This window comes from Mycolicibacterium setense (genome assembly GCF_000805385.1).
Lineage (GTDB): Bacteria > Actinomycetota > Actinomycetes > Mycobacteriales > Mycobacteriaceae > Mycobacterium > Mycobacterium setense.
This window is the reverse complement of record NZ_JTJW01000003.1, coordinates 250212-275780: the sequence shown is the minus strand read 5'-3', so window position 1 is coordinate 275780 and position 25569 is coordinate 250212. Positions and strand designations below refer to the sequence as shown.

Here is a 25569-nt window from a genome sequence, read left to right as displayed (position 1 = left end):
GTCGGCTACCCGTGCGCCTTCCGGACGAGATCGATGGCGTACTGGTTGACGAAGGTTCCCGCGGATGCCTCGCCCGTACCACACGAGCCGTCGGACTCGCCGGGACGCTTGACCCACAGGAAGGCGTCGACGTTGCCGTTTCCGGTCGCCGTGGTCGGCGCTGCGCCGAGGGCCCGGCCGCTGGGGTTGCACCAGTACATCTCGCCCTCGGCCGGTCCGGCACCATTGCGCGACGTATCGATGACGTAGGGCTTGCCACCCGTCTGGCCCGAAATCGCGTCGCCGTAACCGATTTCCTCTTCAGTGGTGAAGAAGTTGGCGGTATTGAGACTGAATCCGCGCGCCTTGGCCACACCAACCCGGTTGAGCCTGTTGGCCATTTCATCGGCGGCCACCCAACGGGAGTGACCCGCATCGACATACAGTGCGGTGCCCGGGTTGCGGGTCAGGGTGTCGACGGCGTAGCTCATCAGGTTGTAGCGTTCCTCGCGCTGATCACCCGACAGACAGTCGGCCATGGCGAGCGCATCTGGTTCGAGGATGACTGCGGCCGGCCCACCACCGATGGCGGCGGCCACCCCGTCGATCCAACCTTTGTAAGCACCTGCCGATCCGAATCCACCCGCGGCATAGCTTCCGCAGTCACGGTGTGGGATGCCGTACAGCGCCAGGATCGGCATGGTGCCGGCGGCCTGGGCCGCGGCGATGTACTTGGCGTCCACCGCCGGGCTGGAGACGTTGTCCATCCAGTACGCCGTCGGAGTATTGGCGATCGCCTGCAGCTCGGGGCTCGGGTCGCTTTGTGCCGCGCGCATGGCCTTCGACGAGGGATTGACGTAGAAGGAATGCCCCTCCAGCGGGTTGCCGTCACTGGCCAGGCGCACCATGGGCGCCGGCTCGGCAACGAGACCCGCGCCGACCACGGCGGCAACTGTCAGGAAAGGGGCGACCAACCGCGCGACTGCGCCAGCAGCTGAGGACATCACCTCACGGAAGGTAATGGGGCGAGACGATAAGCGCCAGTCGCTGCCCGGAAGCCGCAACAGCCCCCTACGGCGACGGTGCGGCTTCCAGTTCGACGGCATGCGCTGCGGCCCGCCGCCCCGAGAAGACGCAATCGGACAGCGACAGCCCACTGACATAGGAGTTCGCGCAGATCCCTATCGCAGTGCGTCCCGCCGCATACAGCCCGGGAATCGGCTGCCCTGCAGGCGTTTTCACTGACCCGGTATCTTCGTCCACGATCAAGCCGCCGAGGGTGAACATCGGGCACGGGTTGATCAGGCTGCGCTTGACGGAGATCGCGATCAGCGAGAACGGCCCCTGCTCGACGGGCCGCACGAACTCGGCGGGCTTACCCAGCGGATCCGGCAGGCCGCCCGCGGCCGCGGCATTGTGGGCCTCGACTGTGGCCCGCAGGCCCGTTGGATCGACGCCGGCCTTGGCCGCCACCTCCTCCAGGGTGTCCCCGACGACCCGGTCGGTGCGCAGCATGGCTTCCATCTGCAGGCGCTGGAACCAGATCGCCTGCGTGGGAAGCTGCGCGCGTGCCTCGTCGAGCAGCCGCTGATCCGCCAGAATCCAGCCTCGGCCGCCGTGGTCTTGAATCATGGCGTGACCGACGGCCGCGCCGTAGCGGGTCTCGTCGATGAATCGTTGTCCACCTTCGTTGACGACGAGCGCGCCCAGGAACGCGCTCGGTGGGGTGATGAATCGCCAGGCCGAGACGTTGTCGAGGCGATCGACGGCGGCACCGACGTCGGCTGCGAGAGTGATTCCGCCGCCGTCGTCGGCACTGGTGCCGAGCTGAAGCCCGTCGCGGTACTGCGGCGCGTGTTCGGCGATCCATTCACGATTCGCGATGTAGCCGCCCGCACTGAGGATGACCGCCTGGCGCACATGAATGTCGACCGTGCGGGCATACCTGCGCTCCAGGCGGTTCAGGAGCTTCTCCATCGCGGCCCGCAGCGGCGGGTAGTAGATGCCCGGTTTGATCGCGAGCTCGGCATACGCGCGATAGCGGTGGCGGACCCAGGCCGGCGCATCGGCGAGCGTGCTGGCGCGCACGCCGATCACCCGGCCGTCCGAGTTGGTCAACAACGCGACAGCGCGAGTGTGGAACTGCGTGCGGACTCCGTGGGTCGCCGCCGATTCGGCCAGAGGTTGATAGATCTTCTTGCCCGAAGCGCCCGGCCCCTTGGCCCGGTGACCTCGTTGCACCGGCGGCGTGATCGCACGGAAACGCCCGGAGTTCTCGCTGCCCGAGTAGTACAGGTAGTACTTGTTGTTCGGGTAGGACGTCTTGTACGGACACACCGACGCTTCGAACGGCACGCCATGTTCGGTGAGCCAATCGATCATCGCCGGGCTGGTGTCGACGAAACGTCGGAGCGTTTCGGGTCGCACGGCATCGCCGATCTCAGCCTGCAGGTAGGCGTACATCGCATCGGCGTTGTCGTCCACACCGGCTTGACGCTGCACCCAGGTGCCGCCACCGGCATAGATGATCCCGCCGGACACCTGAGTTGCGCCGCCGCCATTGAATCGGTCGATAGCCAATACGTCGGCACCTCGCGACCGCGCCTCCAGGGCAGCACAGACCCCGGCGGCTCCGTATCCGACCACGAGGACATCGACTGTGTGGGCTTCTGGCATGGCTCTCCCTGAAAGTGATCGACCGTCACTCTTGAACTCATAGTTTGTACTCAAAGTACAAACTATCCGCAAGGACGCTCGTAGACTGCGCTCGTGGCTGAACAGACCGGGCGGACAGTGCCCCCTGCGGTGGCCGAGAAGCTGTACACCGCGACGGGCCTCATCGCCGCCCGTGGCCTCGCGAAGACCAAGATCGAGGACATCGCGGCCACGTCGGGCGTCCCGAAGGCAACGCTGTACTACTACTTCAAGGGCAAGGACGACATCCTGGCCTTCCTCTTTCGGGATTCCCTCGATGCGCTCGCACGCGAGGTCGCCGAGGTTGCCGACGCCCCCGGTCTGGGCAGAGACCGATTGGCCGCGGTAATCCAGGTCCAGGTTGGGCACACCATGAACCGCTCGGGCACCGCCCAGGCACTCGTCGGTGACCTCGGCCGCGCGATTCGACTGCCCGAACTCGCGATGGCGGTCCAAGAGGCGTTCTACGACCCGATTGCACGAGTGCTCAAGGCGGGCGCCGCCGACGGCTCATTGCGCAGGCTCGCCGACCCACAAAGCACGGCGATCAGCATCTTCGGCGCCATCATGATGACCGCGATGCTGCACAACGTCATCAACTCCGAGAAGACCCAAGACGAGGTCGCCGACGAGGTCATGCACCTCATCGAGAACGGGCTCGCGCCGTCGAGTTGATCCGTTCAGACATGATGGAACCCATGAGCCACGCGCGAACTCGGTCTGCACACCGGCCACCAGTCATCTCGATGCTCATGGCCCTGGGCCTACTGGCGGCGGTTCTGATGTGGGGTCCCGGCGTCGGACGCGCGTACGCGGCCGAAGCCTCTCCGGCCGGGGACGTCCTCTCGATCGGTGACCCGGCCGCGCCGGGCCAGATCGACCTCTATCTGGATCCGCTGTGTCCCTACAGCGGGAAGATGGTCCGCGAACAGGGCGCCGAGATCGGCCGTCGCATCGAGACCGGCAAGCTCCACATCAATCTGCGGCTCGTCAATTTTCTCGAAAAGTACTCCGCCAGTGGCACTTACGACAGCCGCGCGATCTATGCGGCCTTCATCGTCGCCGATCACTCCAAGTCGAGCGACATCACGTGGCGGTTCATCGAGCAGATCTTCGCCGCCGATCAGCAACCGAAGGAGGAGGGCCCGACCGATCTGAGCAACGATCAGCTCGCCGGCCTGGCCGATCGCGCCGGCGCCCCGTCGTCGGCGCAGGACATGATCAAACTGGGGCTCCCCATCCCCTTCGACGGACATGCCATCGCCGCCAACAACCTGCCACTGTTGCGGCAGCTTCCCGACTCCGGAGTGCCGATGGTGGTCATCGACGGCGAATCGGTCGACGGAAACTCCGATTGGCTCGATCGACTGCCACGCTGAGCACCTGACGGCGCTCCCCGACGCTGTCGACGCCAGAGTCTGACCCGCCTGACCGTCGGGATGTGCCGACGGGACCGATACCCTTCAGCAATGCCCACCGGCCAAACCCCACGCACAAAACCGGGCCCGCTGCAATACATCGGATATTGCTACGGCAAGCGGCTGCCCGACTCGATGCGCGAGTGGGTGGCCAATGACCTGGCAGGCCCCGGCGCCACCATCCGGATGATGGTCCGCGTCGCGATCCCGGCGATCCTGGTCCTGGCGCCGATCTGGTTCATCCCGATGTCGCTGTACCTGCACGCCAGCATGACGGTGCCCATCTTCATCCCGTTCGTGTACTTCTCCCACGCACTGAACAAGGTGTGGCGGCGTCACATGCTGGTCAAGCACGGCCTGAACCCGGCGCTCATCGATGAACTGTCGCGCAAGAAGAACGCGCACATCCACCAGGCCTATGCCGAACGCTACGGACCGCGCACCGGCCCGAGCAGCAGCGGCGACATCTGACCCACCCGCGGGCTAGGGCTGCAGGGTGCACAACGCGAGCGCGAAGGCGGGCCCGGCGGCAGTCCCGATGACGATGAGCACCATCGCCATCGACCGTGGATGCCACCACACCGCCCGCCGGGGTTGCAAGAGGCGGGTGACCCGGTCGGCCACCGCGGTGCCGGTCGCGGCCAGCACGCCGTCCGGGAGGCGGAGCCGGGTGCTCAACGTGACGAGACCGGCCAACAGCGGCTCCCGGCCATGCCTGCGGGTAGCGGCATCGTCGGCGCACATCTCCAGTAGTGCGGGTACCGCCCGCGCCGCCGCGCGCGTCAGGGGCAACCGCGGCAGCGCAGCGGCGAGTGTGCTGAGCAAACCGATGATGAGGTGGTGGCGCTCACGCAAATGAGCCCGCTCATGAGCCAGAACCGCGGCCAGCGCGGGCGGATCCAGTAACTCCAGGGCGGCGGTGGTGACGACGATGGCGCGCCGCCGGCCACCGGATACGCAGTATGCCGTTGGTTGGTCAGCCGGGATGGCGACGACGCCATCATGCTCGGTGGGCCTGCCGATGATCCGGACCGCTTCGACGTGCCGGCCATTGGCGCGGCGCGTTCTGTACAGCGTGACGATCACCCGGCGCGTGGTGTTGGTCGCCACCGCGGCAGTGACTGCAAGCAGGGCGACGACCAATACCGTTGCCACGGTGGGCGGCAACGTCACCGCGCTGGCGATCCCCAGTGTTTCGACACAGAACGTCGGCGCGCTGCGAGTGATCAGGCTGTGGGCGGCACCCACGATGAGGATCACCAACGCCGCCACCCATGCGAACGACGCGGTGGCGACGACCACCAGCCAACCCGCTACCGAGAGCCTGGGATGAACGCCGGCCGAGATCGGGCCGGTGAACAGCACCGGCGCCAGCCAGCTCAAAGCCATCGCGTAGCCGAGGAGAAACGTGACCGCGTTCATCATGACCGCCCATCGGTGAATCGCTTGAGCGCCTGCCGGAGCTTCACCGAGTCATCGTCAACGATCTGTTCGAGGAAGAAGTTGAGGATCAGCTCGCTGTCACCGCCGGATTCGAACACTGTGCGCATGAGCTGCGCAGAATGTTCCTCGCGGCTCATCACCGGCCGGTAGCTGTAGGCCAGACCAACCTTCTCCCGCTGCAGCCAACCCTTTCGAAACAGGTTGTCCATCGTCGACATGACCGTGGTGTAGGCGATCTGGCGCTTGGTGACGAGCTCATCGTGCACACTGCGCACCGTGGAAGGCTCCGTACGTGACCAGAGCACTTCCATCACCACAGCTTCGAGATCGCCAAATCCCTTTATTCCCATACCCACTACCGCCCGCCAAGGTGCGCCGTCATCATTTCCCGGCCTCGCGCATCAAACCTATGTAGCGCGATAGTAGCTGCTCCGCTCATTTCGTAGCGCTCCCGATCCCGCTGACGGAGGAATCGGCCTCCACCGCGGGGGATTCCGCAATGCGGGTTCGCGAACCGACTCGCTTCCGCCACAACCGAATTGACCGCCACAGGATGAGTGCGACCACCACGCCCAGGATCAGCCAGGGATCGCTGACGCTCGACGACAGGCGACCCAGCCAAACTTGCAGGTCGTACTGCGCGTCGACGGACAGCGCCCCACCGAGACTCGCGGTGCCGTCGGTGAACAGGAACACCCCACCGAGAATGATGAATGCCGCTCCCGTGAGCAGCGAGGTGGTGTGGGTCTCCAGCCGGCCCAGACGTATCGGTCGCCCCCGTAGCCAAGTCCGCTTCGACAGGTTGAAGCGATCCCACAACCAGGCGAGCAGGAACAACGGCGCGGCCATCCCGAGGGCGTAAACGCCCATCAGCACTGCCCCGTAGGCCGGGTCCGCCCCCATCGCCGACATGGTCAGGACCGCGCCCAGCAGTGGACCCGCGCAGAAGCCCGCCAGTCCGTAGACAGCTCCCAATGCGAACACCGATACGGTGCCGGAGATGTTGATCCGTGCCGTCATCCGTTGCATGGACGACAGGCCGAATCCCTTGCCCAGCAACGTCATCAGTCCGAACCCGATCAACACCAGCCCACCGATGGTGGCGACTTCACTGCGATAGCGGGTGACGACGCTGCCCAACAGCCCGACGCCGGCACCCAACGGCACCAGCACCGCACCGAGACCCAGCCAGAACGCGAACGTGCGTCGGATCAACAGGCGGGTCCGGTCGAAGGCGTACGCGAAGAACGACGGCAGGAGCAGGGCCGAGCAGGGGCTGAGCAGGGAAGCCAACCCACCGAGGAAGGCTCCGAACAGACCGACGCCACTCACCGGCCGGCCAGCGCTGCGTCGATGGCGCGTACGAAGTCTTCCGTGGGCTGCGCACCGAGCATCGGCACATCGTTGATCAGGAATGCCGGAGTGCTGGGGACGCCGATCCCCGTGCCCTGTGCGAGATCGGCATTGATGGCGGCGTCGAAGGCGTTTCCGCGCATCGCCGCGGTGAATCGGCCGATATCGGGAACACCGGCCTGCCTGGCGAACTCGATCAAGGCGCCGTCCGTCAGGTCTGCCTTCGACCGCTCCGGTGCCGCACCGTAGACGGCTCTGTTGAACTCCCAGAACTTCCCTTGCTCGGCTGCCGCGCGTCCGGCGCGTGCTGCGGACATCGACTGCGGGCCGAAGATCGGGAAGTCGCGCCACTCGATGCGGAGCCGGCCCGCGTCGACGTAGCGCTTGACGAGTTCGGGCTCGATATCACGGCTGAATTTGGCGCAGAACGGGCAGCGATAGTCCGAGAACACAACCATTGCCACGGGCGCGTCAAGAGCACCCAACGCCAGTGGGTCACCCGCCTGACGACGCTCCACCGGAGGCCGGCCGTCAGCGCCGCCGGCCGCCTCGGCGTCCGTTGCCACCGACGTCACCGACGGTCCGGCGGAGACGGCGTCGTCGCCGGGACGCATCATCAGGTAGGCGATCAGGGCAGCCGCAATGACAACAAGTCCTCCGATGAGGATGAACTCCTTGTTGACACTCTCTCGCCGTCCATTCACTGCGCACCTCCATGCTAACCTCGTCTACGTAGCTACGCCGTAGCTACGTATTTCGTTCTAGCACACTACGTCGCCGAGACGCAGGGACAGATGGGAGACGCCGGGATGTCGGTGGGTTCACGCCAAAAGCGGCCAGCACCAACACTGTCGGCGCTCGCACTCATCCTTGTCGCCATCGTCACCGCGTCTTTCTGGCGTGCCGACACCTCATCCGGCTACGGCGCCGCCTACGTGCTGGCAGCGTCCAGCGAGAAGGCTCAGGTCAGCTTCACCACCACGTCAGGCGCCACGCTGGTCGACGGTGGGACATACGGGGTCGGCACCGTCATCGTGGCGAAGTTCGACGGACCGGTTGCCGACCGTGCGGCGGCGGAACAGCAGCTGGCAGTCAAGACCGTTCCGCCCGTCGAGGGTTCCTGGTATTGGATCGACAACCAGCGGGCCCACTGGCGCCCGCAGAGCTACTACAGCCCGGGCACCGAGGTCGTCGCGACCGCGAACAGCCAAGGCGCGGACGACGCCGCCGGCCGAGGTCGCCGAGTTTCGTTCCGTATCGGAGAATCGCACGTATCCATCGCCGACGACGCCACCAAGCAGATCCGCGTCTACCGCAATGACGAGCTGGTCCGCACGATCCCGACCTCAATGGGCATGGGCGGGTCGGAAACCGTTGCAGGCAACAAAATTTCGTTCTGGACCCAGCCCGGCATCTACACGGTGATGGACAAGGCCGAATCCGTCGTCATGGACTCCTCCACCTACGGGCTGCCGGTAGATTCGCGACTGGGCTACAAGCTCACCGTCAGCAACGCCGTACGCCTCACCAACAGCGGGATCTACGTCCACCAACTCGACAGCACGGTCTGGGCGCAGGGCAAGACCAACACGTCGCACGGATGCCTGAATGTCAACGCCGACAACGGGCGGTGGTTCTACGAGTTCTCCCAGCCCGGAGATGTGTTCGAAGTGCGCAACACCGGCGGCGACCCTTTGCCCGTGTGGCAGAACGGCGACTGGGGTGTCCCGTGGGACAAGTGGCTCGGGGGCAGCGCCCTGCGATGACGGGCACGGGCCCAGCGCGGGGATATGCGACCTATGCCGTCGGGGCTGCGGCCCTCTGTTGAACGCGGATCACGACGAACTCCGCCGGCCTCACCGGTGCGAACCCCACCAGGATGTTGACCACGCCTTGGTCGATGTCGTCTTGCGTCATGGTGGTGTGGCGACCGCATTGCACGAAGTAGGCCTCGTCATCGGTGTGGCCCTCAAAGGCGCCCTGCCCGAACAAAACTCGCATGATTTGCACGATGTTCCGGCGCAGCTGTGCCCACAGCGGTTCCTCGTTGGGCTCGAACACCGCCCACTGGGTGCCGCGGTAGATCGACTCTTCGATGTAGAGCGCGAGCCGTCGCACCGAGAGGTACTTGAACTCGTCGGCCTCGGCGTCGATGCCGCGCAGCGTGCGGGCACCCCACACCACCGGCCCCCTGCCGGGGAGCGTCCGCAGGCCGTTGATTCCCGACGAGTTCAGGGTGCCGTTCTGCCCATCGGTGAGCGCGAGGGTCAAGCCGGTCACCCCGGAGAGTCCGGCATTGGACGGCGCCTTCCACACTCCATGGTCGGCGTCGGTCCGCGCGATCACCCCGGCCACCGCGCCGCACGGTACGAAGTCGCCGACCGCCCCATTGCGGAGTGGATCCGGGCGCCGAATCCTCGGGAAGTACATCGCACCGTTGCGGGCCGCGTCCCCGGTCAGACCACGAGCGGCCGGCCAACCACGAACGGTGTCGGGTGTCGCCGCGACGGGCGGGTCCACGAGCAGGACCGCGCGGCGTCGCGCACAAAAGCTGAGCGCCGCCGGCCACACATCCAGCGGCAGATCGCCGCCCGGGACCGGTGGTGGCAAGCACAGCAGTGCGAACCGGTCCGCCTTGGCCAGGGCATAGATGCCCTTCTCTGCGTCCTCGAAACCCACGCCGACGTAGTCGGTTTCCGAGAGCACGGAGCCGTCGGCGGGTACCAGACGCACGATGATGGCGTTGACTCCGCCGTTGGCGAAGAAATCCTGCACGGCATATCCGAGACCGCTGTCAGCCGACAACCCGCCGAACGCGCTCTCGAACTGGGCATAGGAATCGACGCCCACCGGATCTTCGACAGGGCCACTCGGAGCGGCTCCGACGAATGCGCATATCGACGTCGCCGCGCCGGTGATCGGGTGGACACCGAGCTCATCGATTTCGACCCCGGGAGGTTGCTCCGGCACCGGCATGAGAACCCCTTTCGGCCCACCCGGTTCCCATCATCGCACCTGTGACCTGCGCCACTGCTCATTCTCACCGCCATACCGTGGCGTTTTGTGAGATCAGCCAATCGTTACCATCGAAGCGCTACTCACCCGAGGGCCAGCCCACACGACCCACAGGACGCTTGATTTGAACTCGCCAGAACTCGCCCGTTGGAATGCCCAAGAAGCACTCGCGGAGGCGATGATCCCGATCATCGGCACCCTGCACCGGGCGAAGGGCGTGACGGTCCTGCTGCACAGCCGGTCGCTGGTGAACAAGTCCGTGATCAGCATCTTGCGGACCCATCGCTTCGCTCGACAGGTCGGCGGCGACGAGCTGTCGGTCGAAGAGTCCTTCCCCTTCCTACAGGCGCTGGCCGATCTGGACCTGGGCCCGTCCAAGATCGACCTCGGCTTGCTGGTCATGGCCTACCGCGCCGGCGGTGCCGGCCTGTCCGTGCCCGAATTCACCGCGCAGGCGCTCAGCGACGTCACCGGTGAACACAAGATCGCCCCGCAAGGCCCTCGTGACGTGGTCCTCTACGGATTCGGCCGCATCGGCCGGCTCGTCGCGCGGCTGCTCATCGAGAAGGCCGGATCCGGCAACGGCCTGAACCTGCGGGCCGTCGTGATCCGCAGCAACGGCGACGGCGACCTGGCCAAGCGGGCCTCGCTGCTGCGCCGCGACTCGGTCCACGGCCAGTTCAACGGCTCGATCAAGGTCGACAACGAGAACAACTGCCTCATCGCCAACGGCAACGTCATCAAATTCATCCACAGCGATGACCCGTCGGCCGTCGACTACACGCAGTACGGCATCGACAACGCGATCCTGATCGACAACACCGGCAAATGGCGCGACCGCGAGGGCCTGTCCAAGCATCTGCGCCCCGGCATCGCCAAGGTCCTGCTGACCGCACCGGGCAAGGGCGATGTGCCGAACATCGTGCACGGGGTGAATCACCGCACGCTCGATCTCGAGCAGCAGATCTTCTCGTGCGCGTCGTGCACGACCAACGCGATCGTCCCGCCGCTGAAGGCGATGGACGACGAGTACGGCATCGCGCGCTGTCACGTCGAGACCGTGCACTCGTTCACCAACGACCAGAACCTGCTGGACAACTACCACAAGGCCGACCGCCGTGGCCGGTCCGCTCCGTTCAACCTGGTGCTCACCGAAACCGGTGCCGCGTCCGCGGTCGCCAAGGCGATGCCGGACCTGAAGGCCAAGATCAGCGGAAGCTCGATCCGCGTTCCCACACCGGACGTCTCGGTGGCGATCCTCAACATGCAACTGCACCGCCCGACCACCAAAGAGGACGCCTTGGAGTACCTGCGTCAGGCGTCCCTGTCGGGGCCGTTGAGCCGCAACCTCGACTTCACCGCGGCGACCGACGCCGTGTCCAGCGACTTCATCGGCTCCCGCGCGGCGAGCATCATCGATGCGAACGCGACGATCGTGGACGAAGAGAACGTGATCCTCTACGTCTGGTACGACAACGAATTCGGTTATTCGAGTCAGGTGGTGCGGACGGTTCAGTACCTGTCAGGCATTGAGTACCCGACCTATCCGCGGATCGGAGCCGAGGCGGATCAGACGGCCTTGCTCACTCCGTAATCAAGCTTGCCTGTCGATCAACGCCAAGAGCTCAAGAGCTTGAGCGGTGCGGTAGCGATAAGGGCGGCGACGAGGGCCGAAAACGCCAGCCCCAAGAACGCTGCCGTCATCGCTATGTACATGGCAGTTGCCAGCCGCTCGAAAACACCACTCATGAAGCAACCTCTACAGACGAACTGACGGTCTTGCGGTGCCATCACCTTGATCGGTGATCGCGCACAACTGCGACCTTAGGTCGCCCGCCCACCAGGCAAGAGTTACAAGATGTAACGAATCTGGTGAAATCATTGACATCCTGCAACTGGGCGAGCGACCGCCCTCACGCTCGCCTTGGAACCGGGATCCTCATCAGGTCCTCAGCCACTATCACCTCGCCGTCGAAGACTTCTCCCGCCTCGTCACGGTGGCGAGCGGCATCCTCGTAGCGCTGCGAGAAGTGGGTGAGCACGAGCCGTCGCACTCCGCCGGCCGCGGCAACCTGCCCGGCCTGCCGGGCGGTCAAATGCCCGTAGCGCGAGGCCAGTTCGGCGTCCGAGTCGAGGAACGTCGCCTCAATCACCAGCAGATCGGCGTCCTCGGCCAATGCGAAGACCGCATCGCACAATCGGGTGTCCATGACGAAGGCGACTCGCTGTCCCCGTCGCGGCTCGCTCACCTCGGACAGCCGCACCCGCCGGCCACCGACGTCCACCTCGCCGGTCCGCTGCAATTGCCCGACGATCGGTCCGGCGATGCCGAAACGTGTTAGCAGTTCTGGCACCATGCGCCGGCTGTCGGGTTCGATGAGCCGGTAACCGATCGAGGGCACCGAATGATCGAGCCGCAGTGTCTCAAGCCGGCCGAATGCATCCTCGGCGACCGGGCCATCCGCATCTATCGGGTGTTCGCGGACGTCGAGCGTGTCGTGGAAGATGCTGGCCCGCCTGAGCCGACTGAAGTACTCCTGCCCTGACGCCGGGAAGTAAGCCCTCAGCGGATGCGGCACGCCGTCCAGCGACATGCGTTGCAGCACTCCGGGAACGCCGAGACAGTGGTCGCCGTGAAAGTGGGTGAGGCACAACCGAGTGATCGAGCCGGCCGACACACCGGCCAGCAGAAGCTGACGCTGAGTTCCCTCCCCCGGGTCGAACAACAGGCCCTCACCGTCCCAGCGCAGCAGGTAACCGTTGTGATTGCGGTGACGGGTGGGCACCTGGCTGGAGGTACCGAGCACGACCAACTCGCGGACCGACACCATTCCGACAGTAGGCCTGCGTGCCATGCCACCGGAGATCTATGCCAACATGGCCGAAGTACTGGCGTCGGTGAGTCTCTCGGACGGAAACATCGACGATGGCGACAAGGCTGCGGTGCGCCGGACAGTCTGAGACCGCGAAAATGGAGACTAGGCCCCGAGATTCGATATCGCGGAATCCAGCTTGGCCGCCTGCTCCGCCATCTGATCTTCGGACAGTTGCACTCCGTGGGCCTGGTTGATCAGATCTGTCCGCGAAATCACCCGCAGTGCGCCACGGTAGTCATCGGTATCGAGCTGTTCAGCGGGCACCACATCGGTGTGGCCCTGGATCAGGACCAGCACAGCGTCAGCCATATCTGAGGCCAGCAGCCGTCGTACGTCATCAGCCGAAATTGTCATCGGTGCTTCCTCGTCCCTCGTGCGTTGTGGCTCTCCCTTAGCTATGCCCGTTCGCTGTCCGCCTTATTCGCGCGGCCTGGTGCGCCACTCCATCGTCGCGCACAGGACCAGACGAAATCAGGTAGTTGCCGAGTCCAGAACGGGTTCCCGGTAAGTGTTTTCGGCTGTATCGGCTTCGGCACGGCGCAGTTCCATCCACATCGCGCGCGCCGCTGTGACGGCGTCGCCGTCGAGGTGGCACGTGGGAGCGTTCTGGGCGATCGCGACGAGAGCCTCCGCGAGGCAGATGGGACCCACGCGATGGCGATGAGCTTTCTCTACGATGTCGGCGAACGCTTCGTGCGTGTTGCATCGACGCAGGGCCACCACAATGCCCTTGGCTGTATCGAGCGCCCTCGCGCCTGCGCGCCGATCATCGGGCCATCCACCGTCGATGTACACCAGAACTGCACCTCCACACAGCAATACGACAAGAACGCCCTGAGTCGTGACGACACCACGCACGCCTCACCGATATGTGCCACCCCGAGTGGCGCTATGCGTCGGCCCTGGTGCCGTACCGCATCGTGTTGCATAGGTGGGGTGCGCGGTGTCGTCAGCAATTGATCATCGAGCCTGTGAATATCACCTCCGTTGGCGCTCACGGTGTTTCACGACCGGTTCAGCCGGAGGTGAGCGCTGCGTCGGCCACACCTGTTGTGCGGGCCGTCGCCATTCGGGCCCGCCTCCTGCCCAATTCGGCGGTGTCCGGCCCGGGCGCGAGATAGCGGTGAGGACGCACACGCTGGGCCGCGGGTAGGCGGGCGCCGGAAGTTCGGCGAGCGTGCCCGCGGCCGCGCCCGCATGCTCCTGCCCGTGTCCGAGGCGCATCCACTCGGCCTGCACGATCGCCGCCGCCTCGTCGAGCACGGCAGGGCACAGTTGGGTTGCGGCTGTCATCTCACACACCCCCTTTCCCAGTGCTATCAGAGCCACATGCGAATTGGGCGCTTCGGCCATTCGGTCATCAGATCTGTGCCTGAGGACATAATTTTCTTATAGCACTGATCAAGGGTCGGTGCAAGTGGCCCGCAGGCCGTGGATTAGGCGATGCGTTGAGCCCCGGTCAGCCCGGCCGGCCAGTTCCCAACGGCGGGAGCGCGGCGGTGAAAAGGCTGTTGCATGCCGCCACCGCGGGCTTCAGCTCCGGAATGCTGTCGGCGCTGACATCGCCGCGCATCTTCGAGGTGTCGATGAGGGGGTCACGTGCGGTCGCCGGGTCCGGGAAGTCCGGAACCCCGTGCTCGCGTACGCATTCGGCGAACTTGAGTGCCGAGACCTGTTGTGCGGGAGTACGCCCGGCGCCCGCAGACCAGCCCGGCGGCTCCAGGTCCGCACACGCATCGACGGCTTTCTGCCAGGTCACCTTCGACACTGAGATGCCTCCGTAGGGGAACTGGCCTTCGGTGTCCGGGTTGGGAAAGTCCGCGACACCATTGGCCCGCATGCACTCGGAGTACTTCACCGCTCGTTCCTGACCGGCCGGGTCAGCGCCGGCGTGGACGGCGATGGCCATGCCGGCCGAGCCGATCGCGGTGGCCAAGGCGAGGGTGACGAGCGGTCGGCGGGTGTGTGCTGAGTTGTGGTTTGTCATGGCGGTCAGTCAAGGCCCGGTGGTGTTGTCGGCGCGTATGCGATTTTCGATATGCCGGCGATATGCGGCGGCTCGTAGCTTGGAGAGCATGCGTGTGCTGGTCGTCGAAGATGAGCCCTACATGGCGACGGCCATCCGCGACGGTCTCCGTCTGGAGGCGATCGCCGCCGACATCGCCGGCGACGGGGAAACGGCGCTGGAGTTGTTGAGCATCAACACCTACGACATCGCCGTCCTCGACCGCGACATCCCTGGGCCCTCTGGCGACGAGATCGCCGAACGTATCGTTGCATCGGGCAGCGGCACGCCGATCCTGATGTTGACCGCCGCAGACCGGCTCGACGACAAGGCTTCGGGGTTCGAACTGGGCGCCGACGACTATCTGACCAAACCCTTCGAACTGCGCGAACTCGTGCTGCGTCTGCGAGCACTCGACCGCAGGCGCGCCCAGAACCGGCCGCCGGTGCGGGAGATCGCCGGCCTGCGGCTGGATCCGTTCCGCCGCGAGGTCTACCGCGACGGCCGCTACGTCGCCCTCACCCGAAAGCAGTTCGCGGTGCTCGAGGTCCTGGTCGCCGCCGAGGGGGGCGTGGTCAGTGCTGAAGCGCTGCTGGAGCGGGCCTGGGATGAGAACGCCGACCCATTCACCAACGCGGTACGCATCACCGTCTCAGCGTTGCGCAAACGCCTCGGCGAACCCTGGATCATCGCGACCGTGCCCGGCGTCGGCTACCGCATCGACACCGCGGCCGGTTCCGGACGCGAGGAACGAAACCATGGATAGAGCACCGGGATTGAGCCTTCGACTCAGACTCACCCTCAGCTATGCCGGATTCCTCATGCTCGCCGGCACCCTGCTGCTCGCCGCTGTCTGGGCGTTCCTCCTGCGTTACGTCCCGGATCGGATGATGATCATCCCGGGCAGCACCGACATCCCCTTCCCCAACGATGTCTTCCCCATCCGGTCCAGGCTCCTGCACGTGTTCGCTCCGAGGGCTGCCGCCGTGATGGCGTTCCTCCTGGTGTTCGGTCTGGCGGGCGGGTGGATTCTGGCCGGCCGGATGCTCGCACCCCTGACCCGTATCACCGCCGCCACCCGGATGGCCTCGAAAGGATCCCTGACGCACCGAATCCGGCTGTCAGGCCGTCGAGATGAGCTCCGCGAACTCGCCGACGCCTTCGACACCATGCTCGAGCGCCTCGAAACCCACGTCGCCGAGCAACAACGATTCGCCGCCAACGCCTCCCACGAACTGCGGACTCCGCTGGCCATCACGCAGACCCTCCTCGACGTAGCCCGTCAGGATCGCCGCACCGACTGCGCCGAGCTGATCGAACGCCTCCACGCCGTGAACACCCGAGCGATCGACCTCACCGAGGCGCTGCTTCTGCTCAGCCGCACCGACCAACGGTCTTTCACCCGAGAACCTGTCGAGCTCTCCCTCATCGCCGAGGAAGCTACGGAAACCCTTCTGCCCCTGGCTGAACGCCACGGCATCACTCTGGAGACCTCCGGCGACACGACGCCCGCCATCGGCTCATCCGCACTCCTGCTGCAGATGACGACGAACCTCGTGCACAACGCAATCGTCCACAACCTGCCGGAGCACGGCACCGCGTGGGTCACGACCAGCGTCCGCGCCGACACCGCGGTGCTCACGGTCGAGAACACCGGCGAAAAGCTCACTCCGCAACTGGTATCCACCCTCGTCGAGCCGTTTCAGCGCGGCGCCGAACGCATCCGCACCCACGAAGCAGGCGTCGGCCTCGGCTTGGCGATCGTCAACAGCATCGTCCGAGCACACGACGGAACCCTCACCCTCGCACCACGTTCCGACGGCGGCCTGTGCGTCACAGTGCAACTGCGAGGTCTCACCATGCGGCCCTGAGAGTCGGTGGCGCTACAGTTGTGCATGCTGCTGATAACCGGGCCCACTGGCAACGTCGGCTCCGAGTTGGTGGACCGGCTTGACCGTGAAGCCAGAAGCCCATGGCGAGTGGCCAGCAGACACCCGAGCGAGCTCAAGGCAAGGCTTGGCAGCGGCTCCGCCGACGTCGTCGCACTGGACTTCTTCGATCGGTCGACATGGGACCGCGCGCTGTCGAACGTGGATTGCTTGTTCCTGCTGTTCCCGCTTCCCGGTAACCGTGCCGCGCGCGACGCCATCATCCCGTTCATCGCCGCAGCCGAGAAGGCCGGATGTCGGCACGTCGTCTACGTCTCCGTGTTCGGTGCGGACCGGGCAAGGTTCATACCGCACTACAAGGTTGAGAAAGCGTTGCGAGACAGCGGGCTTTCCTGGACGGTGTTGCGGTGCAGCTTCTTCATGCAGAACCTGCACCGACAAATCTCGACGCACGGTCAGGACATTGTTGACCACGGGGAGCTGTTCATTCCCGCCGGCCGCGGCCGCACCACCTTCATCGATGCCCGCGACGCCGCCGATGTCGCCGCTGCAGTATTGGCCCAACCGCAGGACCACACCGATGCCGTCTACCACCTCACCGGTCCGGCCGCACTGACCATGAATGAGGTAGCAGCGACGTTAACCATGGAACTGGGCTATGACGTCAACTACACCCACCCAGGGCTGATCACCTTTGCCCACCGCTTGCGCACACGCGGAGTCGGTTGGGACACCATAGGTTTCATGTGTGCGGTGTACACCCTGACGCGTCTCGGCGCGAACCAGCCACTGACCCACGACGTCAGCCGGCTGCTCGGCCGCGAGCCGCGCAGCCTGGCCGAATTCGTCCACGACAATGCCTGGCGATGGCGAGACCGCGCGTGGACCTAGGTACCGTCGTCGGAACCACGGAAACAAAACATGACGATCAGGCGTCGACCGTCTTGTAGACGGCGTTTAGGTAGGCCTCGCTGCGCGGGGATCCGAGAAGGCCGCCGCCCATTCGGTTCATCGCGTAGGTGACCGTCATCCGACGGTCGAGATCCATGACGACCATCGATCCGCCCCAACCGCCCCAGAAGCAGATCCGTTCGTCGGGGATGAACGGGACCGTGGCGGTTTGGGGAAGTCCGTAGCCCATGCCGAAGCGCAGGGGAACTCCGAGCACGCCGTCGGGCCCATTGCTTTGTTCCTCGAAGATCAGGTCGATCGTGTCTTGCCCCAACAAGCTGATGTCGTCGACTGTCCCGCCGCGCGCGATGACCGACATGATGCGAGCCAGCGAACGGGCGTTGCCGTGCCCGTTGTAGGCACCCAGATCGGCGTGCCGCCATGCTGCGGTGTTCGCTGCGCCCGCGTCCAGCGGCGGGGTGCCCAGGGCCTTGCGCGTCAGGTTGTCCTCGGGAAGCGCGTTCAGGTCTATCGGAAGGGGCGGCGGCGGAACGACATCGGCGATACGCGGCCAGTCCGCTTCGCGCGCACCGATCTGGAAATCGGCGCCCAACGGCCCGGCGATTTCGTCCGCGACGAACTGGGCGAGCGTTGTCCCGGTGACGCGGCGAACGACTTCACCGAGCAACTGACCGAAGTTCTGTGCGTGATATCCGGATGCCGTTCCCGGCTCCCACCACGGTGCCTGGGCGGCCAGACGTGAGCTCGCCAGCTCCCAGTCATACAGGTCATCGAGGTCGAACGGTTGATCCCAGCCAGCGACACCGGAGGTGTGCGAAAGCAGATGGCGAAGCTCGATGCGATCTTTACCGTTGGCTGCGAATTCGGCCCAGTACTTCGCCACCGGCGCGTAGACATCGAGCAGGCCACGGTCCACCAGCATCAGGACCGCCAGACTCGTGACCGTCTTTGTTGACGACCACACGTTCGTGATGGTGTCAGCCTCCCATGGCCGCGTTCGTTCGCTGTCACGGAACCCGCCCCACAGATCGACCACGACATCACCGTCAACGTCGACGACGATCGATGCGCCCAGTTCCTCACCCGAGGTGAGGTTCTTCTCGAATTCCGTCCGGAGCAAGCCAAACTCAGAGCCACAGTGCCCATGCACGGTCATGACGAAATGCCTTTCGGTTGGTAGGTGGCGTCGCCGAGCAGAGCTGCCACCGCGATAGCGGCCTTGGCCGCATCGGGGCGTTCGCCGGTGATGATGTCGGCATAGACGAACGATTCGGTGATACGGGCAATGAGATATGCCAGGTCGTGCGCCGACATCGGATGGACCAGGTTGCCGCGATCTGACTCTTGCTGCACCAGACGCTCTGCGGCAGCAATCATTTCGTGTTGCACCGGGCTGGCCTTCGTGGTGAGCACACGCAGCGCCCGTTGAGGTTCGCGGCGAAGAAACGTACGAAAGTACGGTGCGTCGATGAGCGCCTGGGCGAAGATGCCCGTCGAATCGGCGATGCGCGCGGCACCGCGGCGCTTGGTCGCACCGACCGCGGCACGATAGGTCGGCTCAGCCAGTGACCACAGCACGGTCGCCAGCAGCCGATCCTGATTGCCGACCCAGCGGAACAACGTGGACCGGTCGACACCGAGTTCGGCAGCGAGCTTCTGCATGTCGATCCGCTCGCCGGCGAGAAACCTCCGGCGCGCGACATCGATCGCCTGATCGCATCCGGCGCCACTGTGACCGGGAACACTCATGCATGCAACATAGTCACATATGATGCATCAAATCAAGCATACGTTGCATCCACGCTTCGACATCGTGAACACCCGCTGGAAGGACGCCGGCGTGCGCGCCCGCGGCTGGACTCGAACCAGCAGCCTCCTGCTTCGTAAACAGGCGCTCTCTCCATTTGAGCTACGCGGGCATCCCGTGCCGTGCCCCTGGGCGGACTCGAACCGCCAACCTTCGCCGGTCCCAGCGATTTTCCGGGTGTAACTCGTGCTCACGCATCCGCAGGTGCGACGGTGGTTGTCGCGCTCACTCCGATGTCGACGAGCTCTGCAGCAGTCGCAGGTCGGCGTTGAATCGTCGATGCAGTAGCACGGCCGTCACGGTGAGCCCGGCACACAACCCGAGCCACACCCCGGGCCCGTCCAGCCCCAACAGGTATGCGCATCCGAGAAGGACCGGCAGGCCGACCGCCCAGTATCCGACGAGCGTGATGAGAAATCCGCTCTTCGTGTTGCCGAGACCGCGCAACAACCCCACCCCGATGTTCTGCGCACAGTCGACTACCTGCTGTACGACGGCGATGAGCAGCAGGGTCTGCGCGATCGGCAACACTGTGGCCGCCTCATCCGGGTTGAGGAACGGTGTAAGCACCACTCGGGGCGCGACCAGATACACGATGCCGACTGCGGCCATGACGATGCCGCCGAGGGTGTAGGCGGTGCGGGCGATCTGATGTGCCTCATCTGGATTGCCCTGACCGATCACACGGCTGACCAGTGTCGAGGATCCGTGTGACAGGCCGATCGTTACCTGAAAGACGATGTAGGTCAACTGGATAACCACATTGTGGGCGGCCAGCGGCGCGGGCCCGAAGCTCCCCATGATCAGTGCCGCCACCGAGAAGATTCCGGCCTCGGATCCGTAGGTGAGGCTGATGGGCAGGCCCAGTCGCAGGATCTCGCGCACCGTGGCCGGGTCGGCCTGCCACGCCCGCAGCGACAGCAGGTCGGCAAGATGCTCGTCGCGGCGCACGATCAGATAGAAGGCACCGAAGGTGAGCAGGTTGACCAGCGAGGTCGCCACGCCGATGCCGGTGACCCCAAGCACCGGCAGGCCCAGCCAGCCGTAGATGAACGCAGCATCTAACGCGGCGTTGACGGCTACCGAACCGATGGTCACCCACAGCAGGGATCCGGGCCTGCGCATGCCAACAGCGAACTGCCGAAGTACGTTGAGCCACAGCATCGGCGTGAGCCCGAATGCGAGCGCGATCATCATGGGCTGCGCCAATGCCAAGACGGTGGCGTCCTGGCCGAACCACGCCAGAGCGAAACTCAATGCGGTCAGCACGATTCCGGCGAATATCCCGACAACGGTGGCCACCAGAAACGCCGACCGCACGATCGCGCGGACCTCGGCGCGTGCCTGATCGTCGAGCTGGTCTGTGCCGCTGCGTAGTTCACCTCTGCCCGCGGCCGCGGCCACCAGGTTGCTCACCGCGGTGACCGCGCCGACGCACATGGTGCGGATTTGGTTGTAGAGCGTGATGGCCAGTCCGCCTGCGGCAATGGCTTGAACGCCGATCAGGCCCATCATGAGCAGATCAGTGGTGGTCAGCGCCACCTGCGCCAGCTGGATGCCCGCGATCGGGGCCGCCAGGGCAACCAGTTGTCTGCTGTTGCGCAGCGATGTCGGGAGGGTCATGTGGCTCTGGGGGTAGTCGGGTTGTTGTCGAGAGGCGCGGTGACGAGCGATCCATCGACCAGGTGCACCACATTCTGGCAGTGTTCCCGCGCCAGGGCCCCATCGTGGGTGATGAGCAGGACCGCGAGATCCCGCTCGACCATCTCGCGATGCAGAACATCCATGACCAGGGCGCTGGCCACCGGGTCAAGAGCAGACGTGATCTCGTCGCACACCAGCACTTTCGGCGAGTAGGCCAACGCACGGGCGATCGCGACACGTTGACGCTGGCCTCCCGAGAGCATGTGCGGATGACGACCAGCGAACTCTGCGGGCAGACCCACCCTGCTCAACAACTCGGCCACCGATCTGTCGAGGTCTGGGACGCCGCCGCGAATCGCCAGCGGCCTGCGTAAAGTGGCGCCGACGGTCCGCCGTGGATTCAGTGTGGCGAGCGGATTCTGTGGAATGAGTTGTATTGCCAGCCGGTCATTTCTGGACCGTTTCCGCAGCGGTTGCGAAACGGGTTGGTCATTGAGCCGGACAACACCTGCGTCGGCGACAACTTGTCCGGTCAGCGCGCGAGCCAAGGTGGTCTTGCCCGAACCCGAATCGCCCATCAGCCCCACCGCCGAGCCGGAACGACAGCTCAGGTCGATGCCGTTGAGGATCTGGGTGCCGCCCAGTGTGACGCGCAAGCCTTCGGCCTGAAGTGCCGTCGCACCACCGTTGTTGCGCTGCGCCGGTGACGACCCCTCGACGCCTGTGACCGGCGCGTCCACCGGCAGTTCGACGATGCGGTCGGTGAACAATGCGGCGGCTTCGGCCGTGTGCGCGGTGACCATGACCGCGACGCGGTGGTCACCGGCCACCCGACGCAGGGTATGGGCGATCACCGCCCGCAACTCCTGGTGTAAGCCGGCGAGCGGCTCGTCCACAACCAGAACGGGCGTCATCCGGGACAGGGCCCGCGCCAAGGCAACCCGACGTTGCTGACCCCCCGACAGGCCGGCGGCCCGGCGGCGGGCCAGGGCAGGATCGAGCTCGAGCAGCTCCAGTAGCTCGGGCACCGTCGGCGCATCGGGATGGGCCAGTTCGGTCAGCAGCCGCTCCACGGTCGCGGCGGGATTGAGCTGAGAGCCCGGATCCTGTCCAACGAACGCGATCTGAGATCGCCGCAGCCTGCGCAGGGCCCGCCGGTCCAGTGTTGATACCTCGGCACCGGCGACAGTCGCGCTGCCACTCATGCTGACCCCGGCAGGCAGATCGCCCACCAGGCAGCGGCTCACCAATGACTTACCCCCGCCGGAGGGCGCTACCAGGGCGGTCACCGTGGCGGCGGCGAGATCGAATTCGGCGGGACCAGCCAGCAGCCGCCCGTCTGAGGAGGCCACGGTCACCTGGCGGACTGTGACAATCGGTGCGTCGCAAACGTTGTCAGGATTCATGAGCGATCACCCAGTGGCGAAGAGGACCCCAACGCAGTCACATTGACGACCACCGCGAGGACGGCAATCGCCGCTGCCGGAGCCACCACCGCCGCCGGATTGAGCAATAGACCCGCTGCGTTCTCCCGCACCATCACGGCCCAGTTCGCCGACCCCACACTCGGAATCAGTTGCAGGAAGGCCGCAGTGCTGACCACATAGATCGCTTCGACGTAGCGCAACCCCAGCTGGGTCGCCACTGTCTGGCCCATATTGGGCAATACTTGGCCAAAAATCAGATACGGCAACCGTTCTCCGGATGCGTCGGCGACTTGCACGTACCCGCTGGCAGCGATCGGGGAGGCGGCGGCCGACATCACCCGTGTGGTGTAGGGCGTACCACCCACCACCGCCAGGGCCACCAACGCCCACACTCCCCCGCTGGGCCAGGACACCAGGACCAGCAGGATGAGCAAAACCGGCGGCACCAACAACATCGCGTCGGCGAGCCAGGCCAACGGCCATGCCAACCTCGGCCGTAACGCGACGAGCGCGCCCAGCATCGAAGCCAGGCCGGTCACAACTACCGCGATCAGGGCCGCGACCAGAGCGAGCACCCAGCCCCCCTGCGCAAGCTTGGCCAGGACGTCCTCGCTACGCGAATCAGTTCCGAGCCAGTGCTGGGCCGAGGGCTGCGCGAACGGTATCCCCGACCCCTGCCCGTGCACGTCGGGTGCGACCAGCCAGCCCACAGCGATCACCACGAACACAGCTGCCACCGGCAGCAGCAACCGGACCCGTCGCCACGTCATACGGCGCGCAGTCGGGTCCAGGACCGCAGCCCGTCAGCAGCCAGCAGCAGCAACAGGATCACCACGCCAGTGCATGCCACCACGGCCGCGACGACGTTGATATCGCGGGTGCCCACCGAGGCTGCAACAAGGGCGCCGACGCCGGGGAAGTTGAACAACGACTCGACGACGACGGCACCACCGACCACCATGCCAACACTGGTCGCCAGCGAGGCGACCATTGTCGGCGCAGCCCGCGGCAAGATGTAGCGCACGAACAATGCGGTCTCGCCGACGCCGTCCAGCTCGGCTGCGTGGATATAGGGCAGGGCGCGGGCTTCCTGGATAGCTGCGGCGAACACTCGGGTGTTCCAACCGATTTGAGGAACAGCCAAGGAAAGGATGGGCAGCACATACATCGACAGGTTCTGCGGCGCGCCCGCAGAGTTCTGCATCGTGACGGCGGGTAGGACATCGAGCGTCAGCGCGAAAACCAACACTGCGAGGGTGGCCACCACGAACTCGGGTAGCGCGATGACAACGATGGTGGCGACCGAGGCGAACTTGCCGAACGCGGGTCGTCGGCCGCTGGACCACCACACTGCCACCAGCGCGGAGACCACAAACGTCAGCACCAGTGCCGGGACGGCCAGCGCCAAGGTGTTGGGCAGCCTGTTGGCCAGCAGCGCGTTGACCGACTCACCACGCAGGGTCTGGCCGAAATCGGCGCGCAGCAGCCCGCCGAACCACTCGGCGAAACGATCCGTCAGCGGCCGGTCAAGCCCGAGTCGGTGGACGTGGGCGGCCACATCGGCCTCGGTGGCGTCACGGCCCAGCAGTGCACGCACACCGTTTCCGGGCAGCAGCGCCATCGCAACCACCACGGCGAACAGCGCGACGAGCAGCATCGCAAGCCGGCTGACGGTGCCCGCGGCCACCCGCACGGCGAGTCCTACGATGCGATCCACGACTTCTCAAGCTGCGCACGTCCCCACCCGCCGACGTCGGGCAGACCCTGGACCCGTGAATGGGCGATGTCGATTCCGTCAGCCATGCCCCATAGGACATAGCCGCCGCGATCGAACTGGATCTGCTGCATCGCGGTGCTGGCGTCGCGATACTCGGGCGAGTCGGGCGGAGCCGCCAACGCATTGCGGTAGGCAGCGTCGAATCCGGGATCTTTGAAAGCTGTTTCGTTGCTGGTCGACCCGGAGTTCAAAACCTTGCTGGCGAAGAACATGACCGAATCGTTGGTCGCCCAGGTGACCGTCGACAGCGGCGCTGCCGGGGTGGCCCAAAAATTGTCGTAGAAATCGGCGGTGTCTTTGACCTCGACGTCAAGGTTCAGGCCGATTTCCTTCATCTGCGCGGCGAACAGCTGCGCGGATTCGACTTCGTTGAAGGCCTCCCGCTTGGTCAGCAGCGGGTAGCTCTTGGTGGTGTCGAAACGCGCTTCTGCCAGAAGCTGTTTGGCGCGATCGATATTGCGGCTGCGTTGGCCGACGTCCGCATAGGTGGGATCACCGGTGCCGAGGATGTCATTGGCCACACTGCCGTATCCCGACAACACCTGCTCGACCATCGCGCCGCGGTCGACGCCCAGCCGAATCGCTTCACGTACCCGAGGGTCGGCAAACGGGCCATCGGAGGTCCGAATCGCGACCGGCATCGACAGGTCGTTGGGCCGGCGCACGACCGCCAGCTCAGACCGTCCCGCTGCCGAGCGTGCAGCCAACGCACCGACGTTGGAGGCCAGATCGATCTGCCCACCGAGCACAGCATTTGACATCGCGTCGGTGGTGTCGAACCGAGTCACCTCGATGCGGTCCAGCAGAGGCATGCCGCCGTGCCAGTTGTCATTGCGCACCAACGCCACGTTGCCGTCGCGGTAGGACCCGGGCTCGATGCGGAACGGGCCGCTGCCGTTGAAATTCGAACGGTCTGTGGTGCCTTCCTTGACCGTGAACGTCATCAACCTCATCAGCAATGGCAACTGACTGTTCGGTGTGGCCGTAGTCATGGTGACGGCGTTGACGCCCGCGGGCCGGATCGACGCCAAATCCACCGGCACCTTCCACGAGGTGCGCTCGCCGAGGGTGCGCAGCGACCACGCCACGTCGGCCGGCCGGACCGGGCTGCCGTCATGAAATGCCGCGTTGTCGGCGATCGTGAACGTCCAGTTCCGCTGATCCGGATCAGAGGTCCAGCTGGACGCGAGACGAGGCACGACATTGGGTGACTTGCCCGGAACTGTCAGCGGATCGTAGACCAACGACATGATCAACATGTCAGAGTCGTTGGCGAACAGGCCAAACGGGTCGGACACGACTCCCGATGCCTGCCCGAGTGCGCCGATGC

27 protein-coding genes and 2 tRNA genes are annotated in these 25569 nt (G+C 65.4%); 8 read left to right on the top strand and 21 right to left on the bottom strand.

Annotation, left to right across the window (positions count from 1 at the left end):
- Positions 1–5 precede the first annotated feature (5 nt).
- Together QQ25_RS02780 and QQ25_RS02775 are read right to left on the bottom strand one after the other, a co-directional pair.
- A complete protein-coding gene (locus tag QQ25_RS02780) occupies positions 6–983 on the bottom strand; it encodes a glycoside hydrolase family 6 protein (RefSeq protein WP_039313096.1) in 978 nt (325 codons plus the stop codon).
- A 67-nt stretch (positions 984–1050) separates the two neighbouring features.
- Positions 1051–2655, bottom strand: a complete 1605-nt coding sequence (locus QQ25_RS02775; protein WP_039377000.1) for an FAD-binding protein — start codon at positions 2653–2655, stop codon at positions 1051–1053.
- Between the two features lie 93 nt (positions 2656–2748).
- Here QQ25_RS02775 and QQ25_RS02770 point away from each other — a divergent pair, with 93 nt between their 5' ends.
- The 3 genes from QQ25_RS02770 (at position 2749) to QQ25_RS02760 (ending at position 4562) form a co-directional block, all read left to right on the top strand.
- Positions 2749–3348 carry a TetR/AcrR family transcriptional regulator gene (locus QQ25_RS02770; protein ID WP_039376997.1) on the top strand — a complete coding sequence of 200 codons (600 nt, stop codon included), beginning with the start codon at positions 2749–2751 and terminating at the stop codon, positions 3346–3348.
- 77 nt (positions 3349–3425) lie between these two features.
- Complete coding sequence (locus QQ25_RS02765; RefSeq protein ID WP_101906367.1) at positions 3426–4052, top strand: DsbA family protein; 627 nt, start codon at positions 3426–3428, stop codon at positions 4050–4052.
- Positions 4053–4142: 90 nt separating this feature from the next.
- Positions 4143–4562 carry a DUF5313 domain-containing protein gene (locus QQ25_RS02760; protein ID WP_039313085.1) on the top strand — a complete coding sequence of 140 codons (420 nt, stop codon included), beginning with the start codon at positions 4143–4145 and terminating at the stop codon, positions 4560–4562.
- A 12-nt stretch (positions 4563–4574) separates the two neighbouring features.
- On the opposite strand, the gene QQ25_RS02755 is transcribed toward QQ25_RS02760, so the two are convergent.
- The 4 genes from QQ25_RS02755 to QQ25_RS02740 form a co-directional block, all read right to left on the bottom strand.
- Entirely contained in the window at positions 4575–5516 is a 942-nt protein-coding gene (locus QQ25_RS02755) for a M56 family metallopeptidase (RefSeq protein WP_234711832.1), read from the bottom strand.
- Entirely contained in the window at positions 5513–5884 is a 372-nt protein-coding gene (locus tag QQ25_RS02750) for a BlaI/MecI/CopY family transcriptional regulator (RefSeq protein ID WP_039313079.1), read from the bottom strand. The genes QQ25_RS02755 and QQ25_RS02750 overlap by 4 nt, the downstream gene beginning before the upstream one ends.
- A gap of 85 nt (positions 5885–5969) precedes the next feature.
- Positions 5970–6866, bottom strand: coding sequence for a cytochrome c biogenesis CcdA family protein (locus QQ25_RS02745; protein ID WP_039376992.1), 897 nt, complete (start codon positions 6864–6866; stop codon positions 5970–5972).
- Complete coding sequence (locus QQ25_RS02740; protein WP_039376990.1) at positions 6863–7591, bottom strand: DsbA family protein; 729 nt, start codon at positions 7589–7591, stop codon at positions 6863–6865. The genes QQ25_RS02745 and QQ25_RS02740 overlap by 4 nt, the downstream gene beginning before the upstream one ends.
- Before the next feature lie 90 nt (positions 7592–7681).
- Between QQ25_RS02740 and QQ25_RS02735 the strand changes: the two genes are divergently transcribed.
- Positions 7682–8653 carry a L,D-transpeptidase gene (locus tag QQ25_RS02735; RefSeq protein ID WP_234711831.1) on the top strand — a complete coding sequence of 324 codons (972 nt, stop codon included), beginning with the start codon at positions 7682–7684 and terminating at the stop codon, positions 8651–8653.
- Positions 8654–8684: 31 nt separating this feature from the next.
- On the opposite strand, the gene QQ25_RS02730 is transcribed toward QQ25_RS02735, so the two are convergent.
- Complete coding sequence (locus tag QQ25_RS02730; protein WP_039376988.1) at positions 8685–9863, bottom strand: phage tail sheath family protein; 1179 nt, start codon at positions 9861–9863, stop codon at positions 8685–8687.
- 163 nt (positions 9864–10026) lie between these two features.
- Between QQ25_RS02730 and QQ25_RS02725 the strand changes: the two genes are divergently transcribed.
- Complete coding sequence (locus QQ25_RS02725) at positions 10027–11496, top strand: glyceraldehyde-3-phosphate dehydrogenase (RefSeq protein WP_039313071.1); 1470 nt, start codon at positions 10027–10029, stop codon at positions 11494–11496.
- Between the two features lie 319 nt (positions 11497–11815).
- Here QQ25_RS02725 and QQ25_RS02720 read toward each other — a convergent pair whose 3' ends face one another.
- The 5 genes from QQ25_RS02720 to QQ25_RS29685 form a co-directional block, all read right to left on the bottom strand.
- Positions 11816–12730, bottom strand: a complete 915-nt coding sequence (locus tag QQ25_RS02720) for a ribonuclease Z (RefSeq protein ID WP_039313867.1) — start codon at positions 12728–12730, stop codon at positions 11816–11818.
- A gap of 150 nt (positions 12731–12880) precedes the next feature.
- On the bottom strand, positions 12881–13132 hold the full coding sequence (locus tag QQ25_RS02715) for a hypothetical protein (protein WP_039313068.1): 252 nt from the start codon (positions 13130–13132) through the stop codon (positions 12881–12883).
- Positions 13133–13249: 117 nt separating this feature from the next.
- On the bottom strand, positions 13250–13636 hold the full coding sequence (locus QQ25_RS02710) for an ANTAR domain-containing protein (RefSeq protein ID WP_162627848.1): 387 nt from the start codon (positions 13634–13636) through the stop codon (positions 13250–13252).
- Between the two features lie 120 nt (positions 13637–13756).
- Entirely contained in the window at positions 13757–14071 is a 315-nt protein-coding gene (locus QQ25_RS30780) for a hypothetical protein (protein WP_131546069.1), read from the bottom strand.
- Between the two features lie 166 nt (positions 14072–14237).
- On the bottom strand, positions 14238–14765 hold the full coding sequence (locus tag QQ25_RS29685) for a hypothetical protein (RefSeq protein WP_052235579.1): 528 nt from the start codon (positions 14763–14765) through the stop codon (positions 14238–14240).
- A gap of 88 nt (positions 14766–14853) precedes the next feature.
- Between QQ25_RS29685 and QQ25_RS02695 the strand changes: the two genes are divergently transcribed.
- From QQ25_RS02695 to QQ25_RS02685, 3 genes are read left to right on the top strand one after another with little or no spacing between them, the layout of a single operon-like run.
- Positions 14854–15549, top strand: a complete 696-nt coding sequence (locus QQ25_RS02695; RefSeq protein WP_039377727.1) for a response regulator transcription factor — start codon at positions 14854–14856, stop codon at positions 15547–15549.
- A complete protein-coding gene (locus QQ25_RS02690) occupies positions 15542–16654 on the top strand; it encodes a sensor histidine kinase (protein ID WP_039376983.1) in 1113 nt (370 codons plus the stop codon). The genes QQ25_RS02695 and QQ25_RS02690 overlap by 8 nt, the downstream gene beginning before the upstream one ends.
- 24 nt (positions 16655–16678) lie before the next feature.
- The gene (locus QQ25_RS02685) at positions 16679–17563 is read left to right on the top strand and encodes an NAD(P)H-binding protein (protein WP_039376982.1); all 885 of its coding nucleotides are present in this window, start codon (positions 16679–16681) and stop codon (positions 17561–17563) included.
- A 37-nt stretch (positions 17564–17600) separates the two neighbouring features.
- Here QQ25_RS02685 and QQ25_RS02680 read toward each other — a convergent pair whose 3' ends face one another.
- The 9 genes from QQ25_RS02680 to QQ25_RS02645 form a co-directional block, all read right to left on the bottom strand.
- Positions 17601–18740: a serine hydrolase domain-containing protein gene (locus QQ25_RS02680; protein WP_052235578.1), complete on the bottom strand. Its 1140-nt coding sequence runs from the start codon at positions 18738–18740 to the stop codon at positions 17601–17603.
- Positions 18737–19333 (bottom strand): QsdR family transcriptional regulator, encoded by a 597-nt coding sequence (locus tag QQ25_RS02675; protein WP_052235577.1) that lies wholly within the window; start codon positions 19331–19333, stop codon positions 18737–18739. The genes QQ25_RS02680 and QQ25_RS02675 overlap by 4 nt, the downstream gene beginning before the upstream one ends.
- A gap of 96 nt (positions 19334–19429) precedes the next feature.
- Positions 19430–19503, bottom strand: a tRNA-Arg gene (locus QQ25_RS02670).
- 11 nt (positions 19504–19514) lie between these two features.
- Positions 19515–19599 (bottom strand) — tRNA-Ser (locus tag QQ25_RS30910).
- A 17-nt stretch (positions 19600–19616) separates the two neighbouring features.
- Positions 19617–21014 (bottom strand): MATE family efflux transporter, encoded by a 1398-nt coding sequence (locus QQ25_RS02665; RefSeq protein WP_039313055.1) that lies wholly within the window; start codon positions 21012–21014, stop codon positions 19617–19619.
- The gene (locus tag QQ25_RS02660) at positions 21011–22393 is read right to left on the bottom strand and encodes an ABC transporter ATP-binding protein (protein WP_162627849.1); all 1383 of its coding nucleotides are present in this window, start codon (positions 22391–22393) and stop codon (positions 21011–21013) included. Before QQ25_RS02660 ends, QQ25_RS02665 begins: the two co-directional genes overlap by 4 nt.
- 44 nt (positions 22394–22437) lie before the next feature.
- Positions 22438–23232 carry an ABC transporter permease subunit gene (locus QQ25_RS02655; protein WP_052235576.1) on the bottom strand — a complete coding sequence of 265 codons (795 nt, stop codon included), beginning with the start codon at positions 23230–23232 and terminating at the stop codon, positions 22438–22440.
- Positions 23229–24179 (bottom strand): ABC transporter permease, encoded by a 951-nt coding sequence (locus QQ25_RS02650; RefSeq protein ID WP_234711830.1) that lies wholly within the window; start codon positions 24177–24179, stop codon positions 23229–23231. Before QQ25_RS02650 ends, QQ25_RS02655 begins: the two co-directional genes overlap by 4 nt.
- Positions 24164–25537 (bottom strand): ABC transporter substrate-binding protein, encoded by a 1374-nt coding sequence (locus tag QQ25_RS02645; protein ID WP_234706009.1) that lies wholly within the window; start codon positions 25535–25537, stop codon positions 24164–24166. Before QQ25_RS02645 ends, QQ25_RS02650 begins: the two co-directional genes overlap by 16 nt.
- Between the last annotated feature and the right edge of the window lie 32 nt (positions 25538–25569).

Coding starts and splice junctions, on each gene's coding strand:
- QQ25_RS02780 (WP_039313096.1), bottom strand. CDS start 983: ATGTCCTCAGCTGCTGGCGCAGTCGCGCGGTTGGTCGCCCCTTTCCTG.
- QQ25_RS02775 (WP_039377000.1), bottom strand. CDS start 2,655: ATGCCAGAAGCCCACACAGTCGATGTCCTCGTGGTCGGATACGGAGCC.
- QQ25_RS02765 (WP_101906367.1), top strand. CDS start 3,426: ATGGCCCTGGGCCTACTGGCGGCGGTTCTGATGTGGGGTCCCGGCGTC.
- QQ25_RS02760 (WP_039313085.1), top strand. CDS start 4,143: ATGCCCACCGGCCAAACCCCACGCACAAAACCGGGCCCGCTGCAATAC.
- QQ25_RS02755 (WP_234711832.1), bottom strand. CDS start 5,516: ATGATGAACGCGGTCACGTTTCTCCTCGGCTACGCGATGGCTTTGAGC.
- QQ25_RS02750 (WP_039313079.1), bottom strand. CDS start 5,884: ATGGGAATAAAGGGATTTGGCGATCTCGAAGCTGTGGTGATGGAAGTG.
- QQ25_RS02735 (WP_234711831.1), top strand. CDS start 7,682: ATGGGAGACGCCGGGATGTCGGTGGGTTCACGCCAAAAGCGGCCAGCA.
- QQ25_RS02730 (WP_039376988.1), bottom strand. CDS start 9,863: ATGCCGGTGCCGGAGCAACCTCCCGGGGTCGAAATCGATGAGCTCGGT.
- QQ25_RS02715 (WP_039313068.1), bottom strand. CDS start 13,132: ATGACAATTTCGGCTGATGACGTACGACGGCTGCTGGCCTCAGATATG.
- QQ25_RS30780 (WP_131546069.1), bottom strand. CDS start 14,071: ATGACAGCCGCAACCCAACTGTGCCCTGCCGTGCTCGACGAGGCGGCG.
- QQ25_RS29685 (WP_052235579.1), bottom strand. CDS start 14,765: ATGACAAACCACAACTCAGCACACACCCGCCGACCGCTCGTCACCCTC.
- QQ25_RS02695 (WP_039377727.1), top strand. CDS start 14,854: ATGCGTGTGCTGGTCGTCGAAGATGAGCCCTACATGGCGACGGCCATC.
- QQ25_RS02690 (WP_039376983.1), top strand. CDS start 15,542: ATGGATAGAGCACCGGGATTGAGCCTTCGACTCAGACTCACCCTCAGC.
- QQ25_RS02685 (WP_039376982.1), top strand. CDS start 16,679: ATGCTGCTGATAACCGGGCCCACTGGCAACGTCGGCTCCGAGTTGGTG.
- QQ25_RS02680 (WP_052235578.1), bottom strand. CDS start 18,740: ATGACCGTGCATGGGCACTGTGGCTCTGAGTTTGGCTTGCTCCGGACG.
- QQ25_RS02675 (WP_052235577.1), bottom strand. CDS start 19,333: ATGAGTGTTCCCGGTCACAGTGGCGCCGGATGCGATCAGGCGATCGAT.
- QQ25_RS02665 (WP_039313055.1), bottom strand. CDS start 21,014: ATGACCCTCCCGACATCGCTGCGCAACAGCAGACAACTGGTTGCCCTG.
- QQ25_RS02655 (WP_052235576.1), bottom strand. CDS start 23,232: ATGACGTGGCGACGGGTCCGGTTGCTGCTGCCGGTGGCAGCTGTGTTC.